A 25,406-nucleotide genomic window follows, 5' to 3' on the forward strand; every position below is an offset into this window, starting at 1 on the left:
CTATTGCAATTGAGCAAGGTCTTTGGAATAATCAATAGTATAGCTTATCCAAATGATGCAAATGGAGGCGAATGAAAATGGACTTATCCCCAATCCTCAATGAGTTTTTTCAAGCCGTTCAATCCGGCGATGCAGCCCGGCTGAAAGAACTCTTGGAAGCTCACCCCCATCTGGCGAATGCGGAAAATAACGATGGACTTGCTCCCTTAGGGTATGCAGCTCATTTCGGCCAAAAAGAAGCGGTACAGATCCTGTTGGATCACCAAGCCGATGTAAATGCGGTGTCTCATTCAAAAGTTTCCTATATTCCCTCCAATACGGCTCTGCATGCCGCCATCGCAGGGGAACGGAGCTTGGAGGTCATCCGCCTGCTGCTTGCCCATCGCGCCAAGACCGACATTCTAGACAGCAATGGTCATACTTGTCTGCATACCGCTGCTTTTCACGAGGATAATGTAGAAATCATCTCCTTGTTGATTGAAAACGGCGCAGATGTAAACGCTCAGGCTGAAGATGGCGAAACTCCTTTATCTCTTGCTATTAAGCAAGGAAATCATAAGGTAGCAGAGCTGCTTCGGGAACACGGTGCCCTGTTATGATAGACAACAGGGCTGATCTCAATCCCCTTTAGGAAATTTCGTAAATCCGCCCCTTTTTCCCTCACGAATCCGAAGGTCTTGTGACATTTTTAATTGCAATAATTGAATGATAACAGATTTTTCTCCCTCCACTACACAAACCTCTCCCTTTATGGGATTTAATCTACCATTTACAATGATAGTTAAATTAAACCAATAGAATCCAACTTACCTTTTCACCGAAAAATGAAAACGCTTTATAATTACCCGCCGATCGCTCTTATTCTTTCATGATCCTCATCTTGATTATCAGCTGCCGCTCGCATCCCATAGACATAAGCATTGGGTTTTGCCTTGCTGATCATTCCATGAAGGAGGTGATAGACTCATAGATTTGCCGTTTTATATGGTACATGCACCAAAAAAAACTATGAGAAAGAGGTGGATTTTAGTAATGACACTGCGTAAACAATCATTTTCAAAGGGTAGTATCGTCCTGTTGGCATTTGTCGTGATTCTATCATTGTTTTCCTCCTTAGCCTACGGAGGGCAAAAAGCGGAAGCGGCTTCGGATTACAAAATCATCGGGTATTATACATCTTGGGGGGCCTATGAACGGAACTACAATGTTACAGACATAGACGGCAGCAAGGTGACGCATATCAACTATGCATTTGCGGATATTTGCTGGAACGGAAGACACGGAAACCCAGATCCTACCGGACCAAATCCAGTTACATGGACTTGTCAGGACGAGGTCGGATCGATCAACGTTCCGAACGGAACAATTGTGCTAGGCGATCCCTGGATCGACGCTCAGAAATCATTTCCCGGCGACACATGGGACAAACCCTTAAAAGGGAATCTCGGACAGCTTATTAAGCTGAAGCAACAAAACCCGGGCCTGAAGACGCTTATTTCCGTCGGCGGCTGGACCTGGTCGAACCGCTTCTCCGATGTAGCGGCGAACGCTCAGACCCGCGAGAATTTCGCTAATTCGGCGGTCGATTTCCTGCGCAAATATCAATTTGACGGCGTTGACCTGGACTGGGAATACCCGGTTAGCGGCGGCTTGGCAGGCAATAGCGTGAGAGCTGAGGATAAGCAGAACTATACGCTGCTGCTGCAAAAAGTCCGCGAGAAGCTCAATGCGGCCGGAGCTGCAGACGGCAAAACCTATCTTCTGACCATCGCTTCGGGTGCCGGACCATCATTTGCGCAAAATACCGAGCTCGCGAACATTGCTACGATTGTCGACTGGATCAACATTATGACCTACGACTTCAATGGAGGATGGCAGACCATTAGCGCGCATAACGCTCCTCTCTACCACGATCCTGCCGCAGCCGCCGCAGGAGTTCCCAATGCGTCGACATTTTATGTAGCCGCCGGAGTGCAAGGCCACTTGGATGCAGGCGTTCCGGCTAGCAAAATTGTACTAGGCATGCCGTTCTATGGAAAGGGCTGGGCCAATTGCGGCAATAGTGGAAACGGTCAATATCAAAACTGCTCAGGAGTATCCAATGGGACATGGGAATCCGGCGTTTTCGATTTCAGCGACCTGGAATCGAAATATATTAACAAGAACGGATATACCCGGTATTGGAACGACGCGGCCAAAGTGCCGTACTTGTACAACGCCTCGAACCGCACATATATTTCTTATGACGATGTTGAATCCTTTGGCCACAAAACAAGCTTCATCAAGAGCAAAGGACTTGGCGGGGCCATGTTCTGGGAGTTCAGCAGCGACCGGAACAAGACACTCTTGAATAAGCTGGCGAGTGACTTGTCTACTGGCTCGGGTAATACGGACACAACGCCGCCAACGGCGCCGACAAACCTTCAAGTGACTGGGAAAACATCGTCAAGCATAAGCCTTTCATGGACCGCCTCTACCGATAACGTAGGCGTTACTGGCTATACGGTCAGCTATGGCTCCAACGAGGTGAACGTCTCGGGAACAAGCACTACGATCAGCGGGCTTACACCGAATACGGCTTATACCTTGACGGTGAAAGCACGGGATGCGGCGGGCAACGTATCCGCCCCTAGCAGTCCGCTCTCCGTCACGACGAATCCGGACTCAGGCGACACAACGCCGCCGACAGCGCCGACAAATCTTCAAGTAACTGGAAAAACGTCATCAAGCATAAGCCTTTCATGGGCGGCCTCTACCGATAACGTAGGTGTTACTGGCTATACGGTCAGTTATGGCTCGAACGAAGTCAACGCCTCGGGAACAAGCGCTACGATCAGCGGGCTTGCACCGAATACGGCTTATACCTTCATCGTGAAAGCACAGGATGCGGCGGGCAATGTATCGGAAGGCGCATCGGTTACGGAAACCACCGATGCAGACAGCGGAAACGCCGCTCCTTGGGCACCCAACGTCAGCTACAAGGTGAACGATCAGGTTACCTACGGAGGCAAAACGTACTATTGCATCCAGCCCCATACATCCCTGCCAGGGTGGGAACCAGCCAACGTCCCTGCATTATGGGGATTGCTGTAGAATAGAAGAAAAGCAGACCAAAGCAGCAGCCAAAGAGGTGATCTCTTGGCTGCTGTTTTTTTATCTATCAAACTATCATTCCAATATTAAATAAGAAAGCATTTCCCCTGATTGCCTTCATTGCTTTCAGCCGCACGCACGGCCTCGCTTATCTTTGACAGTTCAAAGCGCAACCGCGGCGGCGGCAACAACAGCTTCTTCGCTTGTGTCAAGGAGATCAGCTCACGAAAAGTATCCTGCCAGCCCTGAACGCTGACCGTCTCATTCCAATGCCGAAGATGGAACATGGTCGCCCTTGCATTCGTTTTGCGCTTTATTTCAGCCCAATCCAAAGGAACCCCCGACAATAGCCCCAATGTCACGAAAATGCCAGTTGCGCGTACGCAGCAAGCCAGCTCCGTACCGGGCTCTCCCCCGACCATATCGACGGCTGCGTTCGCACCAAGGCCGCCGGTCAGCTCCATTAGGGCTGGCAGCAGAGCAGTATCCCTCGTATTGATCACAGAGGCTGCCCCGAGCTGAAGCAGCTCTTTCGCGTGCCGATCATTCCTCGTCACGGCGATGAGCCGAATGCCGAAATGCTTGCATAGCTGCGCAAATATCCGGCCAAGCGAAGAACCGCTCGCATTGACAATGAGAACATCGTCCGGCTGCAAGTGCAGTATTTCGCGGCAAATAAGCCAGGCGGTTACCGGATTTATATATAGCTGTGCCGCGGTATCATCCGCGACGGAATCCGGGAGCGGCACAGCCCATGACGCCGGCGACTTTACATATTGCTGCCATGTGCCCTCGCCACGCAAGGGGAGCACGCGCTTGCCGATCAGCTCTTGGTCGACGTCCTCGCCCACAGCTTCAACGATGCCCACGCCTTCATACCCCGGAATGCCGGGGAGCGGTATGCGATGCGAATAAGCCCCCCGGATCGGTATCAGATCGGATGGATTAATAGGCCGGGCTATCATTCTCACAAGCACCTCTCCCTGCTGCGGGCCGGAAATGCTCCTTTGCTCAATCTTTAGGACGTCGCCAGGACTTCCAAATTCACGAAAAGTAATATATTGGTTTTCCACGCTAACGCCCCTCTCCCGCTATGTCCTACTGCGGTTATTCACTTCTACTCATCCGAAATATACTATCATTCATCAAATGTAAATTTATTATGAAATGAGCTGCCAGTACATAAACAGCGATAACACGATCCAGGCCGAGGCGGTAAACAGAATGTAGTGAATACGCCCGGAAATTTTCCAATATCTTCTCCACAAAGCTAATAAAGCGAAAATAAGCAAGGCTGCCCCGACTTCGACCATGAGCCATGGAAGTACATCCAGCACAGGATTCCACGAAGGTAAAATGCCAAGCGCGGCATTTGGCAGACCGTATACCGGGTCGATTTGGCCGTTCAGGGCGACTCCGACCAGGCTGGCTACAGTCAGCACGCCGAAACCAATCGCTGCTCCTACTCCGGCATTGGCCCATCTAGGCTGCTGAATACGGGAACGTCTCATCAGGCGAAATATCGCTCGAAGCATCCAAAATATAAGGGAAATGATAATAAATAGTAGAGCGGCAATCAAGGTCAGGAATGTAAAGGAGCTCGTGGCATACCAAGGAGCTTTTGAGTAAGTCATCGGGCCGTCGGACATCAGCATCGTATTCCCCATGGGGTCGGTGCCAAACACGATCGTCTTGAAGTCGCCATAATAATCCTGTGTCCGGTGCTCCCTGAGATTGCGGTAGATGCCGGGTTCTATTTCCACAAAGCGATTGGCTTCTCCTGCATGGTTCACAATCAAATAGCCCTCTTTATCCATCTGCACATGAATGAGCCCCATCGTCAAGCTCAGAAATCGTTCCGAGGTCGTAAAGCTGCGGCGGTTCTGCTGGTATTCCCCGACATATTGGCGGGAGCGCTCCATAGTACCTTCGGGAGGCGTGAGATTTGGATCATGCGCTGCGGCTGTCGGATAGTATTGATCCATAAAGGCTTGAAAAAGCCCGGTATGCGCAAGGTAACTGCCCCCGCTGAGGGAGACAAATAATCCCACCTTGTGCTCGGGAATTAAATACAGCCCCGTATCAAACAGCATGGTGCTTCCGCCATGAAAAAGCGTTCTCTCCCCGTTGAAGCTGCCCTCTATAAAACCAAACGCTGTACCACTCAGCAGCGGATGTTGGGTAAACTGCTGATTCTGCATGGAGCGAATCGTTTCATCGGCAAGAATCCGCCCTGCCTGACCACGTCCCCCTTGCAGATAGGCCAGCATGAATCGGGACATATCGGAGGCCGAGCTGCTCATGCCGCCAGCGGGCTCCGGCACATATTCAAATCGCCCCTCCTTGTATTCTTCTTGAACGAAGCGATAGGCTCGAGCCATATCGGGCTGCAATTGTACCGGGAGCGGTTGGCGGAAGCTGCTATGTTTCATCCCCAGCGGGGTAAAAATATGCTGTTCGATATAGTCCGCGAAGGGCTGACCCGATACTCTCTCAACAATGTACCCAGCCAGAGCTGTACCGTAATTGGAATAGGCCGCCACCTCTCCCGGCGGGAATACACGCTTCGGCATATAGACCTGCAAATAATCGGCAAGGGGAAGCATTTGCTGCTCTTCCAGCCTGAAAATAGTGTCCGGGTAATCCTCGAATCCGGCGGTATGCGTCATCAGATGAGTTAATGTGATAGGCGCAAGCGGCTCTTGGGAGGAGGCGTGATGGAGCTGGCCGGGAATTTGAAAATCCAAGTATGTACGGATATCCGCTTCCAGATCCAGCTGCCCCTGTTCCACAAGCTGCATGACGGCGATCCATGTGAATAGCTTCGAGGTTGAGCCTATCCGAAAAAGCGTACGCTCCGAATCAACGGGGGTTTGCTGCTGCAAATCCGCATATCCGTAACCTTTGCTGACGCCAACCCTTCCATCGGCCACGACAGCTACAGCGGCGTTCGGGATGTTGAATCGTTCCATTTGTATTTTCATTTCTTGATCGATAAAAGCTTCTATATCCGTATCTGTAAAATTTGCCTTACTCTCCTGATTGCCGGCCTGAACAGCCTTGCCGGGAAACAGCACCATGCCAAGCAATAAACTGAATAAAGGAACAAACGTCCACAGCCTCCGCATATCGAACCTCCCCTAAAAATCAAAATCCTTGTCGCAAGCGAGCGCCCGCAATCACATCAGCAGCAGCACTGTCCAGCATCGCAATGGCCTGCTCTTCGCTGAAGGAATCGGGAAGCAATCCGTTTGCGATCATGACTGACAGTCCTAATTGGAATATTTTCATTTTTAATAAAATAAGTTTTAATTCTTCGTCTGTGAAGCCGGCTAGATCAGAATCCCCCCTCATCTGCTCGACGAGGAGCGAAGCCATATCTTGATCTGAATCCTTCATGTGATCGTTTCTCTTCATCACCAGATCCCTGAACAGTACACTATATTCTTTAGCAAACCGCAAGCTGGCTACGCCAATGTCATGAAAGGGATTGCCCGTGTCCTGTTCCCGCAGTATTTCCCTGCTAAGCTCGGAAATTTTACCGATGACGGCCTGAATCAGCTCTTCCACGCTTGCAAAATTGACATAGATCGGAGCAATGGAGCTGCCCAGCCGATTAGCTACTTTTCTAATGGTGATCTGATCCAGCCCTTCCACCTTGGCAATTTCAAAGGCGGCCTGAATAATCTCTTCTTTGGAAAATTTCGTTTGAGGCGGCATGGCCTGCTCACTCTCCTTTCGACACCATGTAGAACACATGATACATATCACTTGATATATTAAATGCAATGATGCTAAACGTCAATATTTTCCTTTAAAAAAACAATCATCCTCTCAGCCTAGAGTATAATACTGGAAACTGATACAATTTGATGAATAACAGCTAACAGTTGTCGACATACCACTGGGTTTATGCTATCGTAAAATAACAAGGCATTTCGCTCCGCCGGAGCGAGATGCCTTCATGTATATACGCATCTATTAACATTTAATGTAACCAAGGCGGTGATGTCATGGTGCTCTTTATATCCCCCGAGCAGGGGGCGAAATCAATGTTCATTGACGGATAAAGATTTTGGGAGCACAAAATATTATTGTTGAAATATAAGGAGTGTTGTAGTGATGAGAGCATGTTTTGCAGCGGAACAAAGATCACCAATGAATAGGTCCGGTCTAAAGCGTCTACGCAATCAGGGACGTCTGCCGGGAGTAGTTATGGGATTGAACAAAGAAAGTGACATGATTCATATTTCATCGCAGGAATTTCAACGTTGGGTCAGAGGCGGAGGATCAGGGTTATTGGAAGTTCAAGTCGGAGGCACTGATAAAATCCCTGTTTTGCTCGAAGGATTGCAGCGGGATGCTGTGACGCGCGAATATATTCATGTTGACTTCCTCCGCGTAAGGACGGATGAACTCGTTCGAACGAGAGTAACGCTGGATTACGTCGGTACCCCTAAGGGTACAAAGCTAGGCGGAATCGTACAAACGCAGAGCACGTTCATCGAGGTCGAAGCATTGCCTCACCAATTGCCGTCATCAATCAGCGTCGATATTAGCGAGCTGGAAATTGGCGATTCACTTCTAGTTGGAAATATTGAGCTTCCTCCTGAAGTAACGTTGCTGTCTTCGGATAAAGAGCTTCTGGTTTCTGTCGTTACACCAAGAATCCAAGCGGAAGATCTTGAAGCACAGGACGAGTCGGCAGAGGAATAACCATAAATGCAAATCATAGCGGCAGGCCCGGCATCATGCTGGGCCTGCCGCTTTTTCTAATAGCTTAGAAGGATATTATGCGTAATCCTCTTTCAGAATGCCGTAGATCTCCAAGTCGATCACGCCCTTGCCAGACCATAAATGAGCTTGCCTCAGCACGCCTTCCTTTTTGAAGCCATTTTTGAGCAGCACCTTCTTGGAAGCATCATTGGAGGGCATCACGTCCGCCTGGACACGATTTACGAGAGCGTTTTCAAAAAGAAACTTTACTAGCGCCTGAACCGCTTGCGTGGCAATCCCTTGCCCCCAGTACGACTCTGACAGAAAATAGCCGATGGTCACCATGTTCACCTTCGGATTGAAATCAAAGGCTTCCAAAATACCAAGCAATTTGGTGTCGTCCTGTCTTTTGAAAATGCCCCATTTTATCCGGGAGCGCTTCGTGAAATCCCGCTCAAAATGCCCGATCATCGATTTGACTGTCTCTATGTTATGCTTGGGAATAATTCCGCAATATTCAAATACGTTGTCGTTGCTATAAATGGAATATACCTCGTCAAGATGACTGAGCTCAATCTTCTTCATGATCAGGTCACTGGATTCCAGTACCGGGAATGAGTCGAAAATACGGTGAAGATTCATTGCATCGCCCCTTTTACGAAATGAATGTCTCCAGCCAATTATAATCTTTTGGGCGGCCGATCGGCAAAAAGTTTAATAGAGCGGGAAGATTTTTTTTCAATCGTTAGGGATAAGGAAGAATGGGTATAAAGATAATTAGGGCATATCACATTGAAATGGAGGACACTATGACACTGACACCCGAGCAGCGAATAGAATTGCATGAATTCAACAATTTGACGAAGTCTTTAAGCTTCAATATGTACGACATTTGCTACACCAAAACAAAAGAAGAGCGTCAAGCCTATATTGAATATATTGACGAGCAGTACAATTCCGATAGACTGACCCAGATTCTGATGGCCGTATCCGATATCATCGGAGCCCATGTTCTCAATGTGGCGAAGCAGGACTATGTCCCGCAGGGAGCGAGTGTGACCGTGCTCGTATCCGAGGGGCCAGTCGTGGAGGTTCCGACGGAATCTTTTGAGGAGTCGCCGGGGCCGCTGCCGGACAACGTGGTTTTGCAGCTGGATAAGAGCCATATTACCGTTCATACGTATCCCGAATATCATCCAAATGAAGGAATCAGTACGTTTCGGGCGGATATCGATGTGTCCACCTGCGGGGAAATTTCACCGCTTAAGGCACTCAATTATTTAATCCATTCCTTCGATACGGACATTATGACGATCGATTATCGGGTTCGCGGATTCACGCGGGATATTAATGGGCAAAAGCTGTTCATTGACCATGAGATCAGCTCCATTCAGAACTATATCCCCGATGAGGTCATTGATGCCTACCAAATGATTGACGTGAACGTGTATCAGGAGCATATTTTCCATACAAAATGCAAGCTGAAAAAATTTGACCTGAACAATTATCTGTTCGGCTATACAAAGGATAAATTGAGCTTGGAGGAGCAGACAGAAATCACTGATCGGCTCAAAACCGAAATGGATGAGATTTTCTATGGCAGAAATATCTCATCCTAGTTATGGCTAGTCAATTACTGTTATTGCTGATCAATACGCTGGCGTTCCCAATCCTACTCATTAAGCGCTGTCTGTAGTGCCGCCAAATTTTGGCGCATGATGGCGATATAGTCCAAATTATTGTTCAAGTCTTCCTCCGTCACCCCTTCGAGAGTGTGAAGCACAGCAGCCTTGGCGCCGATTTCTTTCGAGATCGTTTCAGCTACTTTGGAGGATACCAGGGTCTCAAAGAAAATAGTCTTCACATTATTTTCACGTGCAAATTTGACGATCTCCGCCATTTTTGCCGCTGACGGCTCCAGATCCGGCGACAGCCCTGCAATCGGCACCTGTCTAAGTCCGTATTCTCTCGCCAAGTACCCGAATGCCGCATGCTGCGTAATAAAATCCTTGCGCTTAGCCGTAGTCAAAGTGTCTCTGAATTCCTGATCCAATGCCTCCAGCTTGGCGACATATGCATCCGCATGCTGTTTAAACTGTTCTATATGCTCTGGGGCGGCCTGGGAAAGGCCAGCTTCAATATTGCGGACTTCCTTAATCGCCAAAGCCGGAGAGAGCCATACATGCGGATCCAACCCGCCATGGCTGTGATTATGGCCATCGCTGTCCTCTGCATGCGCATGATCGTGTTCATGGCCATCGTTGTCCTCTGCATGCTCATGATTGTGTCCTTGACCATGGGCGTGATCCTGCGTATGATCGTGTTCGTGGCCATCGTTGTCCTCTGCATGCTCATGTTCGTGTCCATGACCATCGGCGTGATCATGCGTATGATCGTGAGCCTCACCTTCAGCATGCCCATGCTCTCCGTCATCATGGTGATCATGTGCTTCCGTTTCCTCAATGATATCGAGTCCACGACTGGCTTCGATTGTGATGAGCTTGTCACTGCTGACAGCAGATAGAACCTGCTCAACCCAGCCCTCCATGCCAGCGCCATTATAGATGAATACATCGGCCTTCTCCAATTTTGCAATATCCCGCGGCGCAGGCTCCCAATCATGCGGCTCAACGCCACTCGGGACGAGCATTTCCACATCAGCCAAATCTCCGGCAACCTGTCTCGTAAATTCATACATGGGATAGAAGCTTACCTGAATGTTCAGTTTGTTCTCCGTACCGGAGGTACGAACGCCCGATGATACAGCTTCCGATTTTTCAGCACCGTTAGAACCGGAATTCCCCTTTGCCCCGCAAGCCGATATCACCATCATAATGGCAAGCAGCAATGAGGCGGCAGCGATTCCTTTAATCCCTATCCTTTTCCCTGTATTCCTTGCTCCGCTTCCTGATTTATTCACAGACTCCACTCTCCTTCAATATTTTCAATTCGGATTTTTCTTAAAACTAGTCCTTATCGACAGCGACCCATCTCTCTTGGCCCGCGACTATTGTTCCTTGTTTAGATTTGGCCCGCCTTCTCCTTAACTTTTGCGCAAGCATGGCGGATAATAGCAAAAGCAGCAGCATAAGCGAAATCGTTCCGCCCGGCGGAATACTAACGTAATAAGAAATAGTCAAGCCGCTGAAAATCCCCACCCATCCGACCAAGACCGAAACCAGCAAAGCCATCGCGAACCCGCTGGCTACTCGGAGCGCGAGAGAGGCTGGCAGAACCATAAGCGCCGATACGAGCAGAACGCCGACGATCGGCATCGCCGCCGCTACCGTCATCCCCGTTAACACGGCAAATGAAAAGGATAGCCATTTTACTTGCAAACCGCCGATTTGCGCCGTTTCTTCATCAAAGGTCATATTATAGAGCGGTCTTCGCAACACGAAAAAATAGGCCACGCCCGCTAATGTTACTCCGCCGATCCACCACAATCCCGTATTATTTACCGCAACGATCGACCCGAACAAATAGGAGCTGAAGCTTTTGCTTAAATTGCTCTGCAGACTCATAAGAACAATGGCAAGGGCAAGTCCAGAAGTCATAACAATCGCTACAGGCACTTCGCTGTATGTTCGATAAGCCCGTCTTAGTCCATCCACAAGTACTCCGCCTAACACAGCGGCAGCGATACCCGTAATCACTGGATGTAGCCCAAGAATGGAACCGAGTGCTACTCCCGCCAAAGAAACATGCGACAGCGTATCTGCCATCAGCGCCTGACGCCTGAGCATCAAATAGACGCCTAGAACGGGAGCGATTATTCCAAGGAAAGCTCCGGCCCAAAACGCACGCTGCATGAATTCGTACTCAAACATTGCCATCCCTCGCTCTCCTGCTGTTCCAGCGAAATAATGCGATCCAAATATTGGCCTGACTCCTCTAGTCCATGCGTAACCATAATCACTGTCATCCCGTGTTCGGATACATAGTGGCGCATAAGCTGGTAGAAGCCCATTCTTCCCTGTTGATCCATTCCCGCTGTAGGCTCATCCAAAATAAGCACGTTAGGCTGTCCCGCCAAAGCTCTAGCGATGCATATTCGCTGCTTTTGCCCACCCGAAAGCTCCCCGACTTTACTCTGCCGGTACTCCCACATGCCCACCTGCTTTAAGCTCTGCTCGACGATATCGTGCTGCTCCGCCGTAAATCGCTTGAACAGCCCTAGCCGAGAATAGCAGCCCGACCTGACCAATTCCAGCACCCGGCTGGGAAAGCCGCTATTGAAAGAAGCCACGTTCTGCGGTACGTAGCCGATATTCAAGCTCTGACTCTCTAACGCTTCGGCATAGATTCGCACTGTCCCACTCCACGGCTTAAGCAAGCCGAGCAGCAGTTTCAGCATCGTTGTCTTAGCAGCTCCATTAGGCCCGGTAATTCCGACAAACTCTCCTTTGTAAATATCCAGAGAAATGCCGCTCAGCACAGGGGTATCCCCGTAGCCGAACACGACATTCCGCATGGAAGACAAAATCATTCTATCCCCTTCTTTATCCGTAATAATTACGATTAACAAAAACGACACTACGACCTGCAATTTTCCTATCTGGCTTCGCAATAAAACGTATTTTTCGATCTCTACCTAGTCCATGCTGGCGGCCAGGTATTCCTCATCACTGATCCACGGAAGCGGGTTATGAAAGACAGCCCAATCCAAGTTCATCTCTTCTTCCGTCAAAAGACAACGATCCAGCCATTTCTCTACTTTCGGACGGTTCATATCAATGCCAATAAAGACAATTTCGTTGAGTCGATCCCCCCACACTTGATCCCATCGCCGTAAAATCTCCGGCTCGCTGCGGAAGACCTCCTGCTGCTCCTCCTCGGAAAAGGAAGCCAGCCACCGCCCGGCAGGCCCAAACTGAATCGATGATCCAGCCTGACTTAAGCTCGCCGCCAAATCCGCCTTTGCCGCGATCCAGACTAATCCTTTTGCCCGTACGACCTCCTCAGGCCAATCGCCCATAAACCCAGCCAGCCGCTCAGGATGGAACGGCCTAGCTCTACGATATACGAAGGAGCTGATACCATATTCTTCGGTTTCAGGGGTATGGCCTTCTTGCTGCAGCTCCTTAATCCAGCCGGCGGATGTGCTCACCCGTTCGAAATCAAACAAACCCGTATTCAATATTTCTTTAGGATCAATGCTGCCATTCTGCGTTCTAATGATTTTGGCGGTCGGCTGCAGCTTCCGCAATACGCCCTCCAGCTCATCCAGTTCCTCGTTTAAGACTAAGTCGCATTTATTCAGCAGCAGCACATTACAGGTCTCGATTTGGTCGATTAACAGATCTACGACATCTCGCGTATCCCCTTCCCCGCTGGCCTCGCCCCGCTCCAGCAGCGTCTCTCCACAAGAGAAATCATGCCAGAAACGATATGCATCCACGACGGTCACCAGGCAATCAAGCCTGGCCAGGCTGCGAAGATCTATTCCTGTCTCCGTATCCTCATAGGTGAATGTCTGAGCAATCGGAATCGGCTCACTTATGCCGGTAGATTCGATAAGTATGTAATCAAATCTCCCCTCTTTCGCCAGCTTCCGCACCTCCTGCAACAAATCATCGCGCAAAGTACAGCAAATGCATCCATTAGACATCTCCACCAGCTTCTCTTCCGTGCGCGATAAATTAGCTCCTGCGCCCACTAGCCCTGCATCGATGTTAATTTCGCTCATATCGTTGACAATAACGGCAACCTTCAGCCCCTGGCGATTGTTCAGCACGTGGTTTAACACCGTAGTTTTCCCGGAACCCAAGTACCCACAGAGTACAGTAACCGGTATTTGTTGATCCGTCATTCCTTATCTCCCTTCGTTAATCAATATGATCCAGCGCATTTAATCGTAATTATTACGATTAACAAACCCTAATATAATACCCTGGTTGCCATTTGTCAATCGAGTACGCCCATTAAATATCATGAAATTATGTTCTGAACCCCGATTTTCATTAATAGTAATTATTATGATTAAGCTAAACCTATGAAATATTAAGGAGATTGCTATGAACCAAATGAACCCATCGCGGTGGCTTCCATTTCTGCTTCCCGCCGCCTTAGTAGCGGCCTGCCTCATCGTTATCGTTCCCCCTCTGCTGGCCTCGGTTTCGATGGACTTTAATTACATACATTTGTTCAAGACAAGCTTTATCGGCATTTTGCTGGAGGCACTCCCTTTCGTGCTCATCGGGGCACTGCTCTCCTCACTTGTGCATCATTATATTTCTGAAGATACGTTAAGCAAATGGATTCCGAAAAACCCTGCCGTCGGCATTCTATTCGCTTGTACCCTAGGATTCATATTTCCGGTATGTGAATGCGGAATGATTCCCCTTATTCGCAAGCTCATCCAAAAGGGGATGCCCGTATACATCGCAGCCGTGTTCATCCTTGCCGGCCCTATTGTGAATCCTGTCGTGTACGGCGCTACCTATATGGCCTTCCGCCTCCATCCTGAAATGGTATATGCAAGAATGGGATTAGCTTTCCTTGTCGCAGCAGTTATCGGCTGGATGATCTATGCCACCTGGAATAGCAGCCCTCTGAAAACTAAATCCCTTTCCGATCCATCTATTCAGCACCATCACAACCATCGTACTCACCGCCAAGATCACCAGCACACTCATATGCATGATCATACGCACCACGCACATCCTCACAAGCACGAGACTGGGCATTCGGAGCAAAGGGGGAAAATGACGTCCATATTCATCCATGCGGCTGATGAAGTATTCGATATGGGAAAATATTTAATCATGGGCTGTCTCATTACAGCCGCCATTCAAACCTTCATTCCAAGAGAAAGCCTTGTCGCCGTCGGCGGCGGGCCGGTCAGCTCCTATATATTCATGATGGGATTTGCCTTCTTACTATCGCTATGCTCGACCTCTGACGCTTTCGTAGCCTCTGCATTTACGCATACGTTCTCTGGAGGCTCCTTGCTGGCTTTTCTCGTATTCGGGCCCATGCTTGATCTCAAAAACATCCTGATGCTCCTGTCCGTCTTCCGGGTCAAATTCGTGCTCTATTTCGCCTTTCTTATCTGCACAGTCGTATTTATCGGCTCGGTAGTCGTGGGCAAGCTTTATTTAAGTTAGTGTCCATTCCTTAAACGAAGGAGGTTTACAGAAATGAAGGAGACCCCAAGAGCACAGCGGCGGCAGCAGCTAGCAAAAAGCTTTATTCTGCTCGCCTTTGCCTTGTTTATCGCCCATTTGTCCAAAAGCGGCACACTGCATTATTACATCGCTCCAAAAATGGAGCCTTGGATACGCTATAGCGCCATTCCATTAGCCATCATGTCCTTGTGCCTCGCCTGCCAGGCACTACTTAACAGGGACAGCACAGCTTGCGGCTGTGAACACCATTCGCCTAGTTCGAAATTGAAAAATACCGCCGTCTACGCACTCTTCCTTTTTCCGCTCCTGCTTGGCATATTTTTACCAGATCACGCCATGGGAAGCATGGCTGCTGACAAAAAGGGCATGCTGCTCACCTCTCCCCTCTTGAACTCGGAGCATCTTAATGACATATTCATATCTCCGGACAAGTACAATACGGAATTCGCTGAGCTGGCCAAGAAATTATATCCCGCCGAGGTCATTGAAGTTAAACCGGAAATTTTTTCTGAAACGATAGGCGCTATCGAGCTATTTAAAGAGAAATTCAAAGGAAAAACCATAAAGCTAAGCGGCTTCGCATATGACGATCCTGGCTCAGACAACAGGGGGGTATTTATTGTTGGAAGATTTCTTGTACAATGCTGCACGGCGGATGCCTACCCTTTTGGCGTCGTCGTCCATTCCGCTCAGCCTTCCCTCCGGTTCGAACGGGATGCCTGGATTGAAGTGCAAGGAACACTGCAAACAATCATCCGTGACGGCAGGGAAATTATCGCGGTCTCGGCGGAGGAAATACGCGAGATTCCTCGTCCTGACACTCCCTACGTATATCCGAATGATCATCCGCTCGAAGCTTGGGATTCAGACATAAATTAACGAGCTTCACTGTCTCAGCGTACGTAAGCATCGACCTCCTCCTCGTCCAGCTCTGTCGTTCCGTCGTTTATGATTTCTACGAAAATTCGGTTGGGCACACATACAATCGTCTCGTTAGGTCTGGAAACAACCCCCATGGCCATCGATATTTTCTTAGGGCAATCCGCGTAAACCATTTGAATTCCATCATTATATTTTCTAAGAATGTTATGTCCCAATGCCGTTTTAATCTCAATTTCCTCTTCTTCTCCGCTCAGAGGAACGGTTCGGTAAAGCTCGCCGTCGACCGTAATAACTGCACTTAATTCGTTTGGATTATACGTCCGGTTCTGCTCAAGAACATGGCGAGCCCCCAGCCAAATGAAACCAGCCGCCAACAGCAGTACGATCAATCCAATATCGCCTCGTTTCAGCTTAAGCATGCCTGTCTTCTCCCTCATCCTTTTAGTATAATTTGGAGTTCAAACTCTGTTTTCGATCACTATTCGGTAATCTGTAATAATTACGATTTATTCATAAACAAATATTAAAAATTTCCCCTCCGTTTTGTCAATCTCTTTTGATACAGCTATCTAGTAACGTACTACCCCCACCATCCAACTAAAAAAAGCTGCTGCACCATTACGCAATACGTAATGATACAGCAGCTTTTCATGATGCTGACAAAACTGCGAATGCCGAGCTCTCCCGACAGCTTGTTCCTTTAATCTCAACTATAACGTTTATTACACCCGCGCTTCGTACGGTTGTAGTTGCCTTACCCGAGCACGACACGGTCGTCGGACAGCTTGTGACCGCTGATTCTCTCGAATTCGCCAATCAACTGCTCCATCGTTAGCGTTTTTTTCTTGGCTTCATTCACATCGAGAATGATACGCCCCTTATCCATCATGATGAGACGATTGCCAAGACGTATAGCCTGCTCCATGTTATGCGTCACCATCAGCGTCGTCAGCTTCAGCTCGTTCACGATGCTCTGTGTAAGCTTCGTCACCAGCTCGGCCCGCGCCGGATCAAGGGCAGCGGTGTGCTCATCCAGCAGCAAAATTTGCGGCTGGGTAAAAGTAGCCATGAGCAAGCTGAGCGCCTGGCGTTCTCCGCCGGATAACGTACCGACCTTGGCCCGCAGCCTATTCTCCAGCCCGATGCCAAGACGGCTTAGCTGGTCACGGAACATGACGCGGCGGGAGGAATTGATGCCAAGGCCCAACCCCCGCTTCTTGCCCCGGGAATACGCCATCGCCAAATTCTCTTCAATCGTCATATTCGGCGCTGTACCCGCCATCGGATCCTGAAAGACCCGGCCGATCCAGCGGCTTCTCTGATGCTCGATCAAATGGCTGACTTCATTGCCGGCAATCCAGACTTCTCCTACATCGGGCTTGATCACGCCGGAGATCATATTCATCAAGGTGGACTTCCCTGCCCCATTGCTCCCGACCACAGTTACGAAGTCGCCGGGCTTCAAATGCAAGCTGACGTTGACAAGCGCAATTTTCTCATCCGGCGACCCGGGATGAAACAGCTTGGATACATTCGATAGCTGCAGCATTAGCGCCCACCTCCAAAGCCTGCATTTTCACCAGTCGTCTCCACGATTTCTCTGGAACGTCTTCGGCCGAGCGTGCGCTGTTTCGATGCGCGGCGCATGGATGGAAGCACCAAAGCAACGATGACGATCACTGCGGTAATCAGCTTCAAATCCGTTTGCTCGAACCAATCGATCCGCAGCGCCAGGGCTACGACCATACGGTAAACGATCGAACCGATCACTGCAGCCAGCGTGGCAAAGAAAACAGTTCTCGCGCCGAGAATCGCTTCTCCGATAATGACGGAGGCGAGCCCGATGACGATCATGCCAATCCCTGATGATATGTCCGCAAATTGCGACTGCTGGGCAATTAACGCTCCCGACAGCGCGACGAGTCCATTGGACAAACTCAGGCCTAAAATAATCGTGGAATCCGTATGCGCGCCGAAGCTGCGAATCATTCGTTTGTTATCGCCGGTGGCGCGCAGCGCCAAGCCAATATCCGTCTTGAAGAACAGATCCAGCAGCAGCTTGATCGCAAGAACGACAAACGGCATTAGCCACAGCGGAGAAATGGAACTGAAGATCGTTTTCTCGCCAAGCAGAGCTACGTTCGGCTTTCCCAGTATCCGCATATTTATCGAGTGCAGCGCAATCATCATCAATATCCCTGACAATAATCCATTAATGCGGCCTTTCGTATGGAGCAGCCCGGTCACTATACCGGCTAATATGCCGCCGCAGCAAGCTAATAAGGTAGCCGTTAATGGATCGGCACCTTTCGTAATCATAACCGCAGCGATAGCACCGCCCGTTGTAAAGCTTCCATCGACCGTTAGATCCGGAAAATCCAAAATCCGAAAGGTAATATATACTCCGAGTGCCATAAGCGCATAGAGCAGGCCGGATTCGAGAGCTCCGATTAACGAGTTCACCATGATGAGTACCTCCTAAATAATTGAAACCAGCCTATTCAAGCAAGTTGTTCTCCTTGTCTTTGACCAAATCCTTCATCGCATCGGTGACTTCGATCCCTTGTTCCTGAGCCGCCTTTAAATTCAGGATCAGGTCGAGCTTGTCAGGAACGGTTACCGGCATGTCGCCGACCTGCTTGCCTTCCTTCAACACAGCTACAGCCATTTCCCCAACCTGGTACCCATGATCATAATATTTAAAACCTACTGTAGCGAAAGCGCCCTTCTCCACCGTATCACGGTCACTCGAGAAGAATGGAATATCATGCTCATTCGCAACCTGAATGACTGTGCTGACCGCCTCGACAACCGTATTATCAAGCGTAGTATACAGAGCGTCAGCGCGGCCAACCAGCGATTCTGCCGCCTGCTTCACCTCAGACGTGTTCGTTGCCGATGCCCTGATTAGCTTGATCCCATGCTTCTCCAGCGCCTTCTCGGCGTGTCCGGCCATGATAACAGCATTCGGCTCGCCTTGGTTCATGACGACGCCAACCGTCTTCACGTCCTTGAAATGCTCGGCGATGAAATCCATCAACTGGACAATCGCCTCCGGATTCGTATCGGATGCCCCGGACACGTTGCCGCCCGGCTTCTCCAAATTATCGACCAGCTTAGCATCAATCGGATCAGTAACCCCGCCGAACAGGATCGGTGAGTTCTTTACCTGGCTCACGAGAGCTTGCGTAGAAGGTGTGGCAATCCCCAGAACGAGATCGTATTTATCTCCGGCAATTTTTTGCGCAATCGTCATGTAATTCGTCGGATCTCCCTGCGCGTTGTTATAGTCGAGCTTCAGGTTCTCCCCTTCTACGATGCCCGCATCCTTAAGCGCAGCTAGAAATCCTTCGCGAATTGCATCCAGAGACGGATGCTCGACGACTTGCGAGATCGCAACTTTATAGCTCTCCTTGCTCGTATCTGCTGGCGCCTCTGCTCCCGGTGCACTGTTATTTGCTGGACTGCCTGAGTTATTGCCTCCAGCGTTATTGCTGCCGCAGCCGATCACTGTAACTAGCATAGCCACAATGGCCAAGAGTACCCCTAATTTCTTTTTCACTTCGATAACCCCTCTCTCAAACAATAATAGATCCCCCATAAAGATTTAGGCCACGAAAGCATGATCTTGCTAACGCTTTCCCAGGTGAAAGTGTTAAAGCGAAAAATCATGACTGGCTTCTCTTTTTGAAGTAAAAGTATTATTCCTATCTTAAATGGAGGTTTATTGTACGTCAATTATTAAATCACGGTCAATTTTTCGTTTGCCGAAATCTGCGATATGTGAAAAAAAGGACTGCTCGCTTATTGGGTAGAATAAGCTGCAGTCCTTTCTTCAAGAATCCATGCATGAAGCACAGATTGTTATACCTAAGCAATTAATCGCGAGTTACTGTAATCCATCCGTCGCCGTCCACTTGCACCTTCGCTCCTAGAGCTTCAGCGATAAAGCGCAGCGGCACATACGTCTTGCCGTCTTCATGAATAAATGCCGGCTCGGATAACGTTACTGCCTTCCCGCCTACTTTCGCTTGCTTGGAACCGACGGTCAGCACGATTTCCTCTTGCGTAATATCGTCAATGATCGTAATCGTCTTCGTTTCCTTATTCCATTTGATCTCTGCGTCCAGCTCAGCGGACATATAACGGAGCGGTACAAAGCTGGAACCGTTCTTCTTAATCACTTCATAATAGTCGCCCGGATAGCCGACCAATACATACTTGGAAGTGATATGCATCTCTTCCTTCAAGAGCTTGTAAATGATAGAACCCGGCTCAAAATTGCGCAGCATTTGTCCCGGAGTAATCTCCCCGTCCGTGACGACCAGCTTGCCTGCACTTACATTAACTTGATCCATAGTTACGTTTCCGCCAACATTCCACATTTCGGCTTCACTGCGAATCGTGAATGCTTTGATAGGAACGCCTTCACCTTGAGGAATCGCTACCGTAAGCTCCATGTTCTGCTTGCGCATGTTCAGGCTGCTGTCGAAATACACATCCGTTTTGAGCACCGTATCTTTGCCAAGCACGGTATTCAGCTCCGGCATTTCTTCAAACAAAGCGGCAGCCTGCTGATCGTATTCCTTCAGTACCTCGGTCAATGTTTCTTGAACAACGCCGTACATTGCGGCAACGGTCAATTCCTTGGAAGAGGCCTGGCCTTCTCCAAATGCATCCGTTCCGAATTGAGCGCTCAAAACTGGATAGAAGAAGTCATAGAATGCCCCGATAAGCTCCTTCAAGCCCTCTTCGTCTTTCGAAACATTCGTCAAAAGAGGCTTAACCAGCTTCACCAGCTCATCGCCGCGAATTTCGGCATGAAGCTGAGTCAGGCTGAGCGATTCATCATTCACTTTCTCCTGCACTTTTTTCACGGAAATCGTGGATGGATTCGGCATATGCTTCAGCAGGAAGCCGGTAGCTTTTACGCCGAACTCTTGAGCCTGCTCATTGTATTGCTCCAGCTCAAGATACTCTGAAGATGCATCCTCGAGGGATATGTACAGCGGCTGCTTAGCCCCTTCTACCTGAATCGTCATCCCTTTAGCGTCCATGGAAATATGATACGGCAGCTTCTCGCCGGAAAAGCCGATCGAGCCTTTGAGCGACATCGTCGCAGTATCTTGAAACTTGGCATGATCAACAGTTAAAGACAGCGAATTAATAAGCTCTATGATTTCCTTGTCTTCTTTAGAAACCTTATCCGCAGGCACGACTTCAATCGAAATCGATTGTTTGGATTCGCTGGCCTGCACCTCCATACTTTTCAGCAAAGCCTTATTGACATCAAGTCCTCCTACTGCTTCGCACCCTGTAAGGATAACCAGTAGCAGGACTAGTGGCAGCGATAGCCATTTACTCATTTTCTTCAAACACATTACCTCCCCGAATTAATATATTCTATTATCCTGTATCCCTTTCTCCTTGTAAATAAGAGAAAACAACTAGTTGACATGTCTTGGAACAACAGTTTCAGCTTCATTTATGCTATAATGGCATCGAAACATTGACACAATTGAAGAAGATCCATGCTATTTCTGCATGGGAGAGGTTCGCGAACTCCCTCTATAAAAAACTAACAGCGCTTTTGCGCTCTTTTTGCCGTGCTCTTCTACGGGCTGCGGTATGTTTTTTCATAGTGTTCCAGTTCAAGAACTCTCTTTCTTCTATGTAAATGGTGTCCTACGCACCCTTTAACTAAATTCAGAAGAAGAGAGGTTTTTTTTATGCTTCATAACGAGAAGGCCGTTGTCGTATTCAGCGGCGGCCAAGACAGTACTACCTGCCTGTTTTGGGCTTTGAAGCAATTTCGTGAAGTCGAGGTCGTGACCTTCAATTACGGGCAGCGCCATCGGCAGGAGATTGAGTGCGCCCGCGGCATTGCCGCAGAGCTTGGCGTCAAATTCCATCTGCTGGATATGGGCCTATTGTCCCAATTAAGCCCGAATGCGCTGACCCGCCATGACATGGACATCGTCCATCAGGACGGAGAGCTGCCCAACACCTTTGTAGAAGGTCGCAACCATCTGTTCCTCAGTTTTGCCGCAGTCCTTGCCAAAGGAGTTGGGGCAAGGCATCTCATTACCGGCGTATGCGAAACGGACTTCAGCGGCTACCCCGATTGCCGGGACGCCTTCGTTAAATCGCTGAATGTGACGCTAAATCTGGCGATGGATTATAGCTTTGTCATCCATACCCCGCTTATGTGGCTCGATAAAGCCGCCACCTGGCAGCTTGCCGATGAGCTTGGCGCCTTCGACTACGTTCGGGAACGGACGCTTACCTGTTATAACGGCGTGATCGGCGACGGCTGTGGAGAGTGTCCTTCCTGCAAGCTAAGACTTGCCGGAATGGAGGCCTATCTTGAGGCACAAGCAAAGGAGGAAAAATCATGAGCTTCGTTCCTGGCCAATTTCGCATCGTGGAAAAACTGCAGAAGCTGGGAGAGGACATTCCTCGCTCGCGATTAAGATACCATGAGAGACGTGTGCTGGTGAGCAAGGAATTCACTTTTGATGCCGCACACCATTTACATGCCTATGAGGGCAAGTGCAAAAACTTGCATGGACATACCTATAAAGTCATTTTCGGGATTAGCGGCATACCGGATGAGCTGGGCATTACGATGGATTTCGGTACGATCAAAACGATTTGGAAGCAGGAAATCGAAGGAGTTCTTGATCATCAATATTTAAACGAATCGCTGCCACTGATGAATACGACGGCGGAAAATATGGTCGTATGGCTGTACGAGCAAATGGAGCAGGCGCTCCAGTCCGATGCATACCATTCCCCGGCACTCAAGGCTCGGACGGAATTCGTCCGCCTGTACGAGACGCCGACCAGCTATGCCGAAGCCAGACGGGAGTGGATGAGCGTTGAGTAACCATCAGCTGATTCCCGTGCTGGAAATATTCGGGCCGACCATCCAAGGGGAAGGGATGGTCATCGGCCAGAAGACGATGTTTGTCCGTACCGCAGGCTGCGACTACCGCTGCTCCTGGTGCGACTCCGCCTTTACATGGGATGGCAGCGCCAAGGATGACATCCGGCGAATGACGGCCGAGGATATTTATGCCGAGCTCTATTCCCTGGGGGGAGATCGTTTCTCCCATGTCACGCTGTCCGGCGGCAATCCCGCCCTCCTCGGCGGACTCGGTGCGTTAGTAGCGCTGCTGCATGAGAAAGGGATCGTCGTGGCGGTAGAGACACAGGGCTCTCGCTGGCAGGATTGGCTTGCTGAGGTCGACCAGGTAACCCTGTCCCCGAAACCGCCAAGCTCAGGCATGACGACCGACTGGGATGCGCTCGACGAGGTGGCATCGAAGCTGTCGGCAAGACCTGATCCTTTGGATCAAAGCCTTAAAGTCGTCGTCTTTGATGAACAGGATTTAGCCTATGCCAAGAAAGTCCACGCCCGCTACCCGCATATTCCATTCTATTTGCAGGTCGGTAACCCGGATGTAAAGAGAATGGATATCCAGCAGCATACCGCTGATCTTCTGGAGAGATACGAGCAGTTGATCGATCAGGTCGTCTCCGCGCCGGAGCTGAACGATGTGCGCGTGCTGCCCCAGCTCCATGCCCTCGTTTGGGGAAATAAACGCGGCGTGTAGCGATCATTCTTCTGACCAGAAACAACCTATTAGGAGGATATAAACATGACTGGAAGACAAAACGATGAGCTTCAGGATTTAACTCTGCTGGGAAATCAAAAAGTGCCATATTCCTTTGCCTATGATCCCGGCATTCTCGAAAGCTTTGACAATAAGCACCCGTACCGCGATTACTTCGTCAAGTTCAACTGCCCGGAATTCACGAGTCTGTGTCCGATTACGGGACAGCCTGATTTCGCAACGATTTATATCAGCTATATACCCGATATTAAAATGGTGGAGAGCAAATCACTCAAGCTGTACCTGTTCAGCTTCCGCAACCATGGCGATTTCCATGAGGACTGCGTCAACATCATTATGAATGATCTGATTAAGCTGATGGATCCCAGATACATCGAGGTCTGGGGCAAATTTACCCCGCGGGGCGGCATTTCGATCGATCCGTACTGCAACTACGGCCGGCCAGGCACAAAATATGAGACGATGGCCGAGCAGCGCCTGATGCAGCATGACCTGTATCCGGAGAAGATTGATAATCGTTAACGGATTAGCGAGATTCTATCGGCTGCAATCTGTTACAATTAATAAATAATTGAAATGATTGCAACCTATTCCGGAGGGGAGAGAACTGCCTTGAAGCCGAAAGTATTCATTGCCCGCAATGTTCCTAGGGAAGTAGAAGATTATATCGCAGAGCATTGCACCTATGACAAATGGGATCGCCCCGAGCTGATACCGAGAGACGCCCTGCTGGCCAGTCTGTCCGATGCGGAGGGACTGCTCACCTTTGGCGGAAAAATCGATGACGAGCTTCTGGATCATGCGCCGAAATTAAAAGTAGTCAGTACGATGAGCGTGGGCTATAACCACTTTGATCTTGCGGCTATGAAAGCCCGCGGGGTCATGGGAACCAATACGCCGGACGTATTAAACGAAACGGTAGCTGATTTGATTTTCGCGCTGATCCTTGCTGCTGCCCGCCGGGTTACCGAGCTTGATCGCTATGTAAAGGAAGGTCATTGGAAGCGCGGAAACAACCAGAATCTATTCGGTCTCGATGTCCATCATAAGAAGCTCGGGATTATCGGGATGGGCGGCATTGGGGAAGCCGTCGCTCGCCGGGCCAAATGGGGCTTCCAGATGGATATTTTGTATCATAATCGCAGCCGGAAGCCGGAAGCCGAGTCGGAGCTCGGCGCCACATATTGCGCGATGGATCAACTGCTTCAGGAAGCCGATTTTATCGTCCTGATGACACCATTAACTCCCGAAACGCAGCGCTTAATCGGTCAACGGGAATTCGAGCTTATGAAGCCGTCTGCTATTTTTATTAATGCATCCCGAGGACAAACCGTGGATGAGCAGGCCCTCATTACGGCCCTGGAGCAAAAAACGATATACGGTGCAGGACTGGACGTCTTCGAGCGGGAGCCGGTATCCCCGGACAACCCTTTATTGAAGCTGCCTAACGTCATTACCCTGCCTCATATCGGCTCGGCCACAAGCAAGACGCGATTTGACATGGCGATGCTCGCGGCTGAAAATCTGGTCGTTGCCCTTAGCGGCCGAATTCCGCCTCAGCTTGTGAAGGAACTGCGCTCTTCATTTTAAACATGCTAACCGATCGTTTTCATCCAAATCAAAAGGGATGGATCCGGGTTTAACCCCGAATCCATCCCTTTTTTTGCTCATGCCAGCTATTCATCATCCTCGAAGCCGGTATGATATTTGCCCTCGCTCGAGGAATGGTGCTTGGTAGCTTCTTTATTCCTTTCCTCCTGCACCTCGAACTTTAAATCCTCTACGGGAATCGGATCAACATGCATCTCGCTCTCATGCAGGTCAAACAAGCTGGGCTTGTCCGTCGGATACTGCTCGGGATGACTCCTGTCTTTTACCTGATCAGCTCCCGGGCTGGCGTCACGTTTTGAATTGGCCATATGATCATCACCTCGCACACGTTGTT

The 25,406-nt window shown here is 49.5% G+C and carries 25 protein-coding genes and 1 riboswitch; of the genes, 11 read left to right on the top strand and 14 right to left on the bottom strand.

What is annotated here, in order from left to right; translation table 11 throughout:
* Nucleotides 1-77: 77 nt before the first annotated feature.
* Entirely contained in the window at nt 78-599 is a 522-nt protein-coding gene (locus ACE3MQ_RS23045) for an ankyrin repeat domain-containing protein (RefSeq protein ID WP_379397162.1), read from the top strand.
* Nucleotides 600-1,032: 433 nt separating this feature from the next.
* The gene (locus tag ACE3MQ_RS23050; protein ID WP_379397164.1) at nt 1,033-3,093 is read left to right on the top strand and encodes a glycosyl hydrolase family 18 protein; all 2,061 of its coding nucleotides are present in this window, start codon (nt 1,033-1,035) and stop codon (nt 3,091-3,093) included.
* An 86-nt stretch (nt 3,094-3,179) separates the two neighbouring features.
* Here ACE3MQ_RS23050 and ACE3MQ_RS23055 read toward each other — a convergent pair whose 3' ends face one another.
* The 3 genes from ACE3MQ_RS23055 to ACE3MQ_RS23065 all read right to left on the bottom strand — a co-directional run bounded on the left by ACE3MQ_RS23055 (nt 3,180) and on the right by ACE3MQ_RS23065 (nt 6,813).
* A complete protein-coding gene (locus tag ACE3MQ_RS23055; protein WP_379397166.1) occupies nt 3,180-4,166 on the bottom strand; it encodes a zinc-dependent alcohol dehydrogenase family protein in 987 nt (328 codons plus the stop codon).
* 87 nt (nt 4,167-4,253) lie between these two features.
* Entirely contained in the window at nt 4,254-6,221 is a 1,968-nt protein-coding gene (locus ACE3MQ_RS23060) for a serine hydrolase domain-containing protein (protein WP_379397168.1), read from the bottom strand.
* Nucleotides 6,222-6,240: 19 nt separating this feature from the next.
* Nucleotides 6,241-6,813 carry a TetR/AcrR family transcriptional regulator gene (locus tag ACE3MQ_RS23065; RefSeq protein ID WP_379397170.1) on the bottom strand — a complete coding sequence of 191 codons (573 nt, stop codon included), beginning with the start codon at nt 6,811-6,813 and terminating at the stop codon, nt 6,241-6,243.
* Between the two features lie 402 nt (nt 6,814-7,215).
* Between ACE3MQ_RS23065 and ACE3MQ_RS23070 the strand changes: the two genes are divergently transcribed.
* A complete protein-coding gene (locus tag ACE3MQ_RS23070) occupies nt 7,216-7,809 on the top strand; it encodes a 50S ribosomal protein L25 (RefSeq protein WP_379397172.1) in 594 nt (197 codons plus the stop codon).
* Between the two features lie 75 nt (nt 7,810-7,884).
* On the opposite strand, the gene ACE3MQ_RS23075 is transcribed toward ACE3MQ_RS23070, so the two are convergent.
* Nucleotides 7,885-8,451, bottom strand: a complete 567-nt coding sequence (locus ACE3MQ_RS23075; RefSeq protein ID WP_379397174.1) for a GNAT family N-acetyltransferase — start codon at nt 8,449-8,451, stop codon at nt 7,885-7,887.
* Between the two features lie 167 nt (nt 8,452-8,618).
* Between ACE3MQ_RS23075 and speD the strand changes: the two genes are divergently transcribed.
* Complete coding sequence (speD, locus tag ACE3MQ_RS23080; protein ID WP_379397176.1) at nt 8,619-9,428, top strand: adenosylmethionine decarboxylase; 810 nt, start codon at nt 8,619-8,621, stop codon at nt 9,426-9,428.
* 53 nt (nt 9,429-9,481) lie between these two features.
* Here speD and ACE3MQ_RS23085 read toward each other — a convergent pair whose 3' ends face one another.
* The 4 genes from ACE3MQ_RS23085 to ACE3MQ_RS23100 all read right to left on the bottom strand — a co-directional run bounded on the left by ACE3MQ_RS23085 (nt 9,482) and on the right by ACE3MQ_RS23100 (nt 13,621).
* Nucleotides 9,482-10,729, bottom strand: coding sequence for a metal ABC transporter solute-binding protein, Zn/Mn family (locus ACE3MQ_RS23085; RefSeq protein ID WP_379397178.1), 1,248 nt, complete (start codon nt 10,727-10,729; stop codon nt 9,482-9,484).
* 46 nt (nt 10,730-10,775) lie between these two features.
* Entirely contained in the window at nt 10,776-11,645 is an 870-nt protein-coding gene (locus ACE3MQ_RS23090) for a metal ABC transporter permease (RefSeq protein ID WP_379397180.1), read from the bottom strand.
* Entirely contained in the window at nt 11,582-12,298 is a 717-nt protein-coding gene (locus tag ACE3MQ_RS23095; RefSeq protein ID WP_379397182.1) for a metal ABC transporter ATP-binding protein, read from the bottom strand. Before ACE3MQ_RS23095 ends, ACE3MQ_RS23090 begins: the two co-directional genes overlap by 64 nt.
* 105 nt (nt 12,299-12,403) lie before the next feature.
* Complete coding sequence (locus tag ACE3MQ_RS23100) at nt 12,404-13,621, bottom strand: GTP-binding protein (protein WP_379397185.1); 1,218 nt, start codon at nt 13,619-13,621, stop codon at nt 12,404-12,406.
* A gap of 205 nt (nt 13,622-13,826) precedes the next feature.
* Here ACE3MQ_RS23100 and ACE3MQ_RS23105 point away from each other — a divergent pair, with 205 nt between their 5' ends.
* Nucleotides 13,827-14,918, top strand: coding sequence for a permease (locus tag ACE3MQ_RS23105; RefSeq protein WP_379397188.1), 1,092 nt, complete (start codon nt 13,827-13,829; stop codon nt 14,916-14,918).
* A gap of 33 nt (nt 14,919-14,951) precedes the next feature.
* Complete coding sequence (locus tag ACE3MQ_RS23110) at nt 14,952-15,818, top strand: TIGR03943 family putative permease subunit (protein WP_379397190.1); 867 nt, start codon at nt 14,952-14,954, stop codon at nt 15,816-15,818.
* 14 nt (nt 15,819-15,832) lie between these two features.
* On the opposite strand, the gene ACE3MQ_RS23115 is transcribed toward ACE3MQ_RS23110, so the two are convergent.
* The 5 genes from ACE3MQ_RS23115 to ACE3MQ_RS23135 form a co-directional block, all read right to left on the bottom strand.
* On the bottom strand, nt 15,833-16,240 hold the full coding sequence (locus ACE3MQ_RS23115) for a NusG domain II-containing protein (RefSeq protein WP_379397192.1): 408 nt from the start codon (nt 16,238-16,240) through the stop codon (nt 15,833-15,835).
* A 335-nt stretch (nt 16,241-16,575) separates the two neighbouring features.
* Nucleotides 16,576-17,370, bottom strand: coding sequence for an ABC transporter ATP-binding protein (locus ACE3MQ_RS23120; protein ID WP_379397194.1), 795 nt, complete (start codon nt 17,368-17,370; stop codon nt 16,576-16,578).
* A complete protein-coding gene (locus ACE3MQ_RS23125; RefSeq protein ID WP_379397195.1) occupies nt 17,370-18,287 on the bottom strand; it encodes an ABC transporter permease in 918 nt (305 codons plus the stop codon). Before ACE3MQ_RS23125 ends, ACE3MQ_RS23120 begins: the two co-directional genes overlap by 1 nt.
* A gap of 31 nt (nt 18,288-18,318) precedes the next feature.
* Nucleotides 18,319-19,383 (bottom strand): ABC transporter substrate-binding protein, encoded by a 1,065-nt coding sequence (locus ACE3MQ_RS23130; protein WP_379397196.1) that lies wholly within the window; start codon nt 19,381-19,383, stop codon nt 18,319-18,321.
* 316 nt (nt 19,384-19,699) lie between these two features.
* Nucleotides 19,700-21,202: a copper amine oxidase N-terminal domain-containing protein gene (locus tag ACE3MQ_RS23135; RefSeq protein ID WP_379397198.1), complete on the bottom strand. Its 1,503-nt coding sequence runs from the start codon at nt 21,200-21,202 to the stop codon at nt 19,700-19,702.
* 163 nt (nt 21,203-21,365) lie between these two features.
* Nucleotides 21,366-21,409: riboswitch (PreQ1 riboswitch) on the top strand.
* Nucleotides 21,410-21,550: 141 nt separating this feature from the next.
* On the opposite strand from ACE3MQ_RS23135, the gene queC reads away from it, so the two are divergent.
* The 5 genes from queC (at nt 21,551) to ACE3MQ_RS23160 (ending at nt 25,051) form a co-directional block, all read left to right on the top strand.
* Nucleotides 21,551-22,219 (top strand): 7-cyano-7-deazaguanine synthase QueC, encoded by a 669-nt coding sequence (gene queC / locus ACE3MQ_RS23140; protein WP_379397200.1) that lies wholly within the window; start codon nt 21,551-21,553, stop codon nt 22,217-22,219.
* Nucleotides 22,216-22,710, top strand: a complete 495-nt coding sequence (queD, locus tag ACE3MQ_RS23145; protein WP_379397202.1) for a 6-carboxytetrahydropterin synthase QueD — start codon at nt 22,216-22,218, stop codon at nt 22,708-22,710. The genes queC and queD overlap by 4 nt, the downstream gene beginning before the upstream one ends.
* The gene (queE, locus tag ACE3MQ_RS23150) at nt 22,703-23,440 is read left to right on the top strand and encodes a 7-carboxy-7-deazaguanine synthase QueE (RefSeq protein ID WP_379397204.1); all 738 of its coding nucleotides are present in this window, start codon (nt 22,703-22,705) and stop codon (nt 23,438-23,440) included. The genes queD and queE overlap by 8 nt, the downstream gene beginning before the upstream one ends.
* Before the next feature lie 45 nt (nt 23,441-23,485).
* Nucleotides 23,486-23,983, top strand: coding sequence for a preQ(1) synthase (gene queF, locus ACE3MQ_RS23155; RefSeq protein WP_379397206.1), 498 nt, complete (start codon nt 23,486-23,488; stop codon nt 23,981-23,983).
* Between the two features lie 90 nt (nt 23,984-24,073).
* Nucleotides 24,074-25,051 (top strand): 2-hydroxyacid dehydrogenase, encoded by a 978-nt coding sequence (locus tag ACE3MQ_RS23160; RefSeq protein WP_379397208.1) that lies wholly within the window; start codon nt 24,074-24,076, stop codon nt 25,049-25,051.
* Between the two features lie 86 nt (nt 25,052-25,137).
* Here ACE3MQ_RS23160 and ACE3MQ_RS23165 read toward each other — a convergent pair whose 3' ends face one another.
* On the bottom strand, nt 25,138-25,380 hold the full coding sequence (locus ACE3MQ_RS23165; protein ID WP_379397210.1) for a hypothetical protein: 243 nt from the start codon (nt 25,378-25,380) through the stop codon (nt 25,138-25,140).
* Nucleotides 25,381-25,406: the final 26 nt, after the last annotated feature.

It is taken from the genome of Paenibacillus lentus, assembly GCF_042714055.1.
Classification (GTDB): domain Bacteria; phylum Bacillota; class Bacilli; order Paenibacillales; family Paenibacillaceae; genus Fontibacillus; species Fontibacillus lentus_A.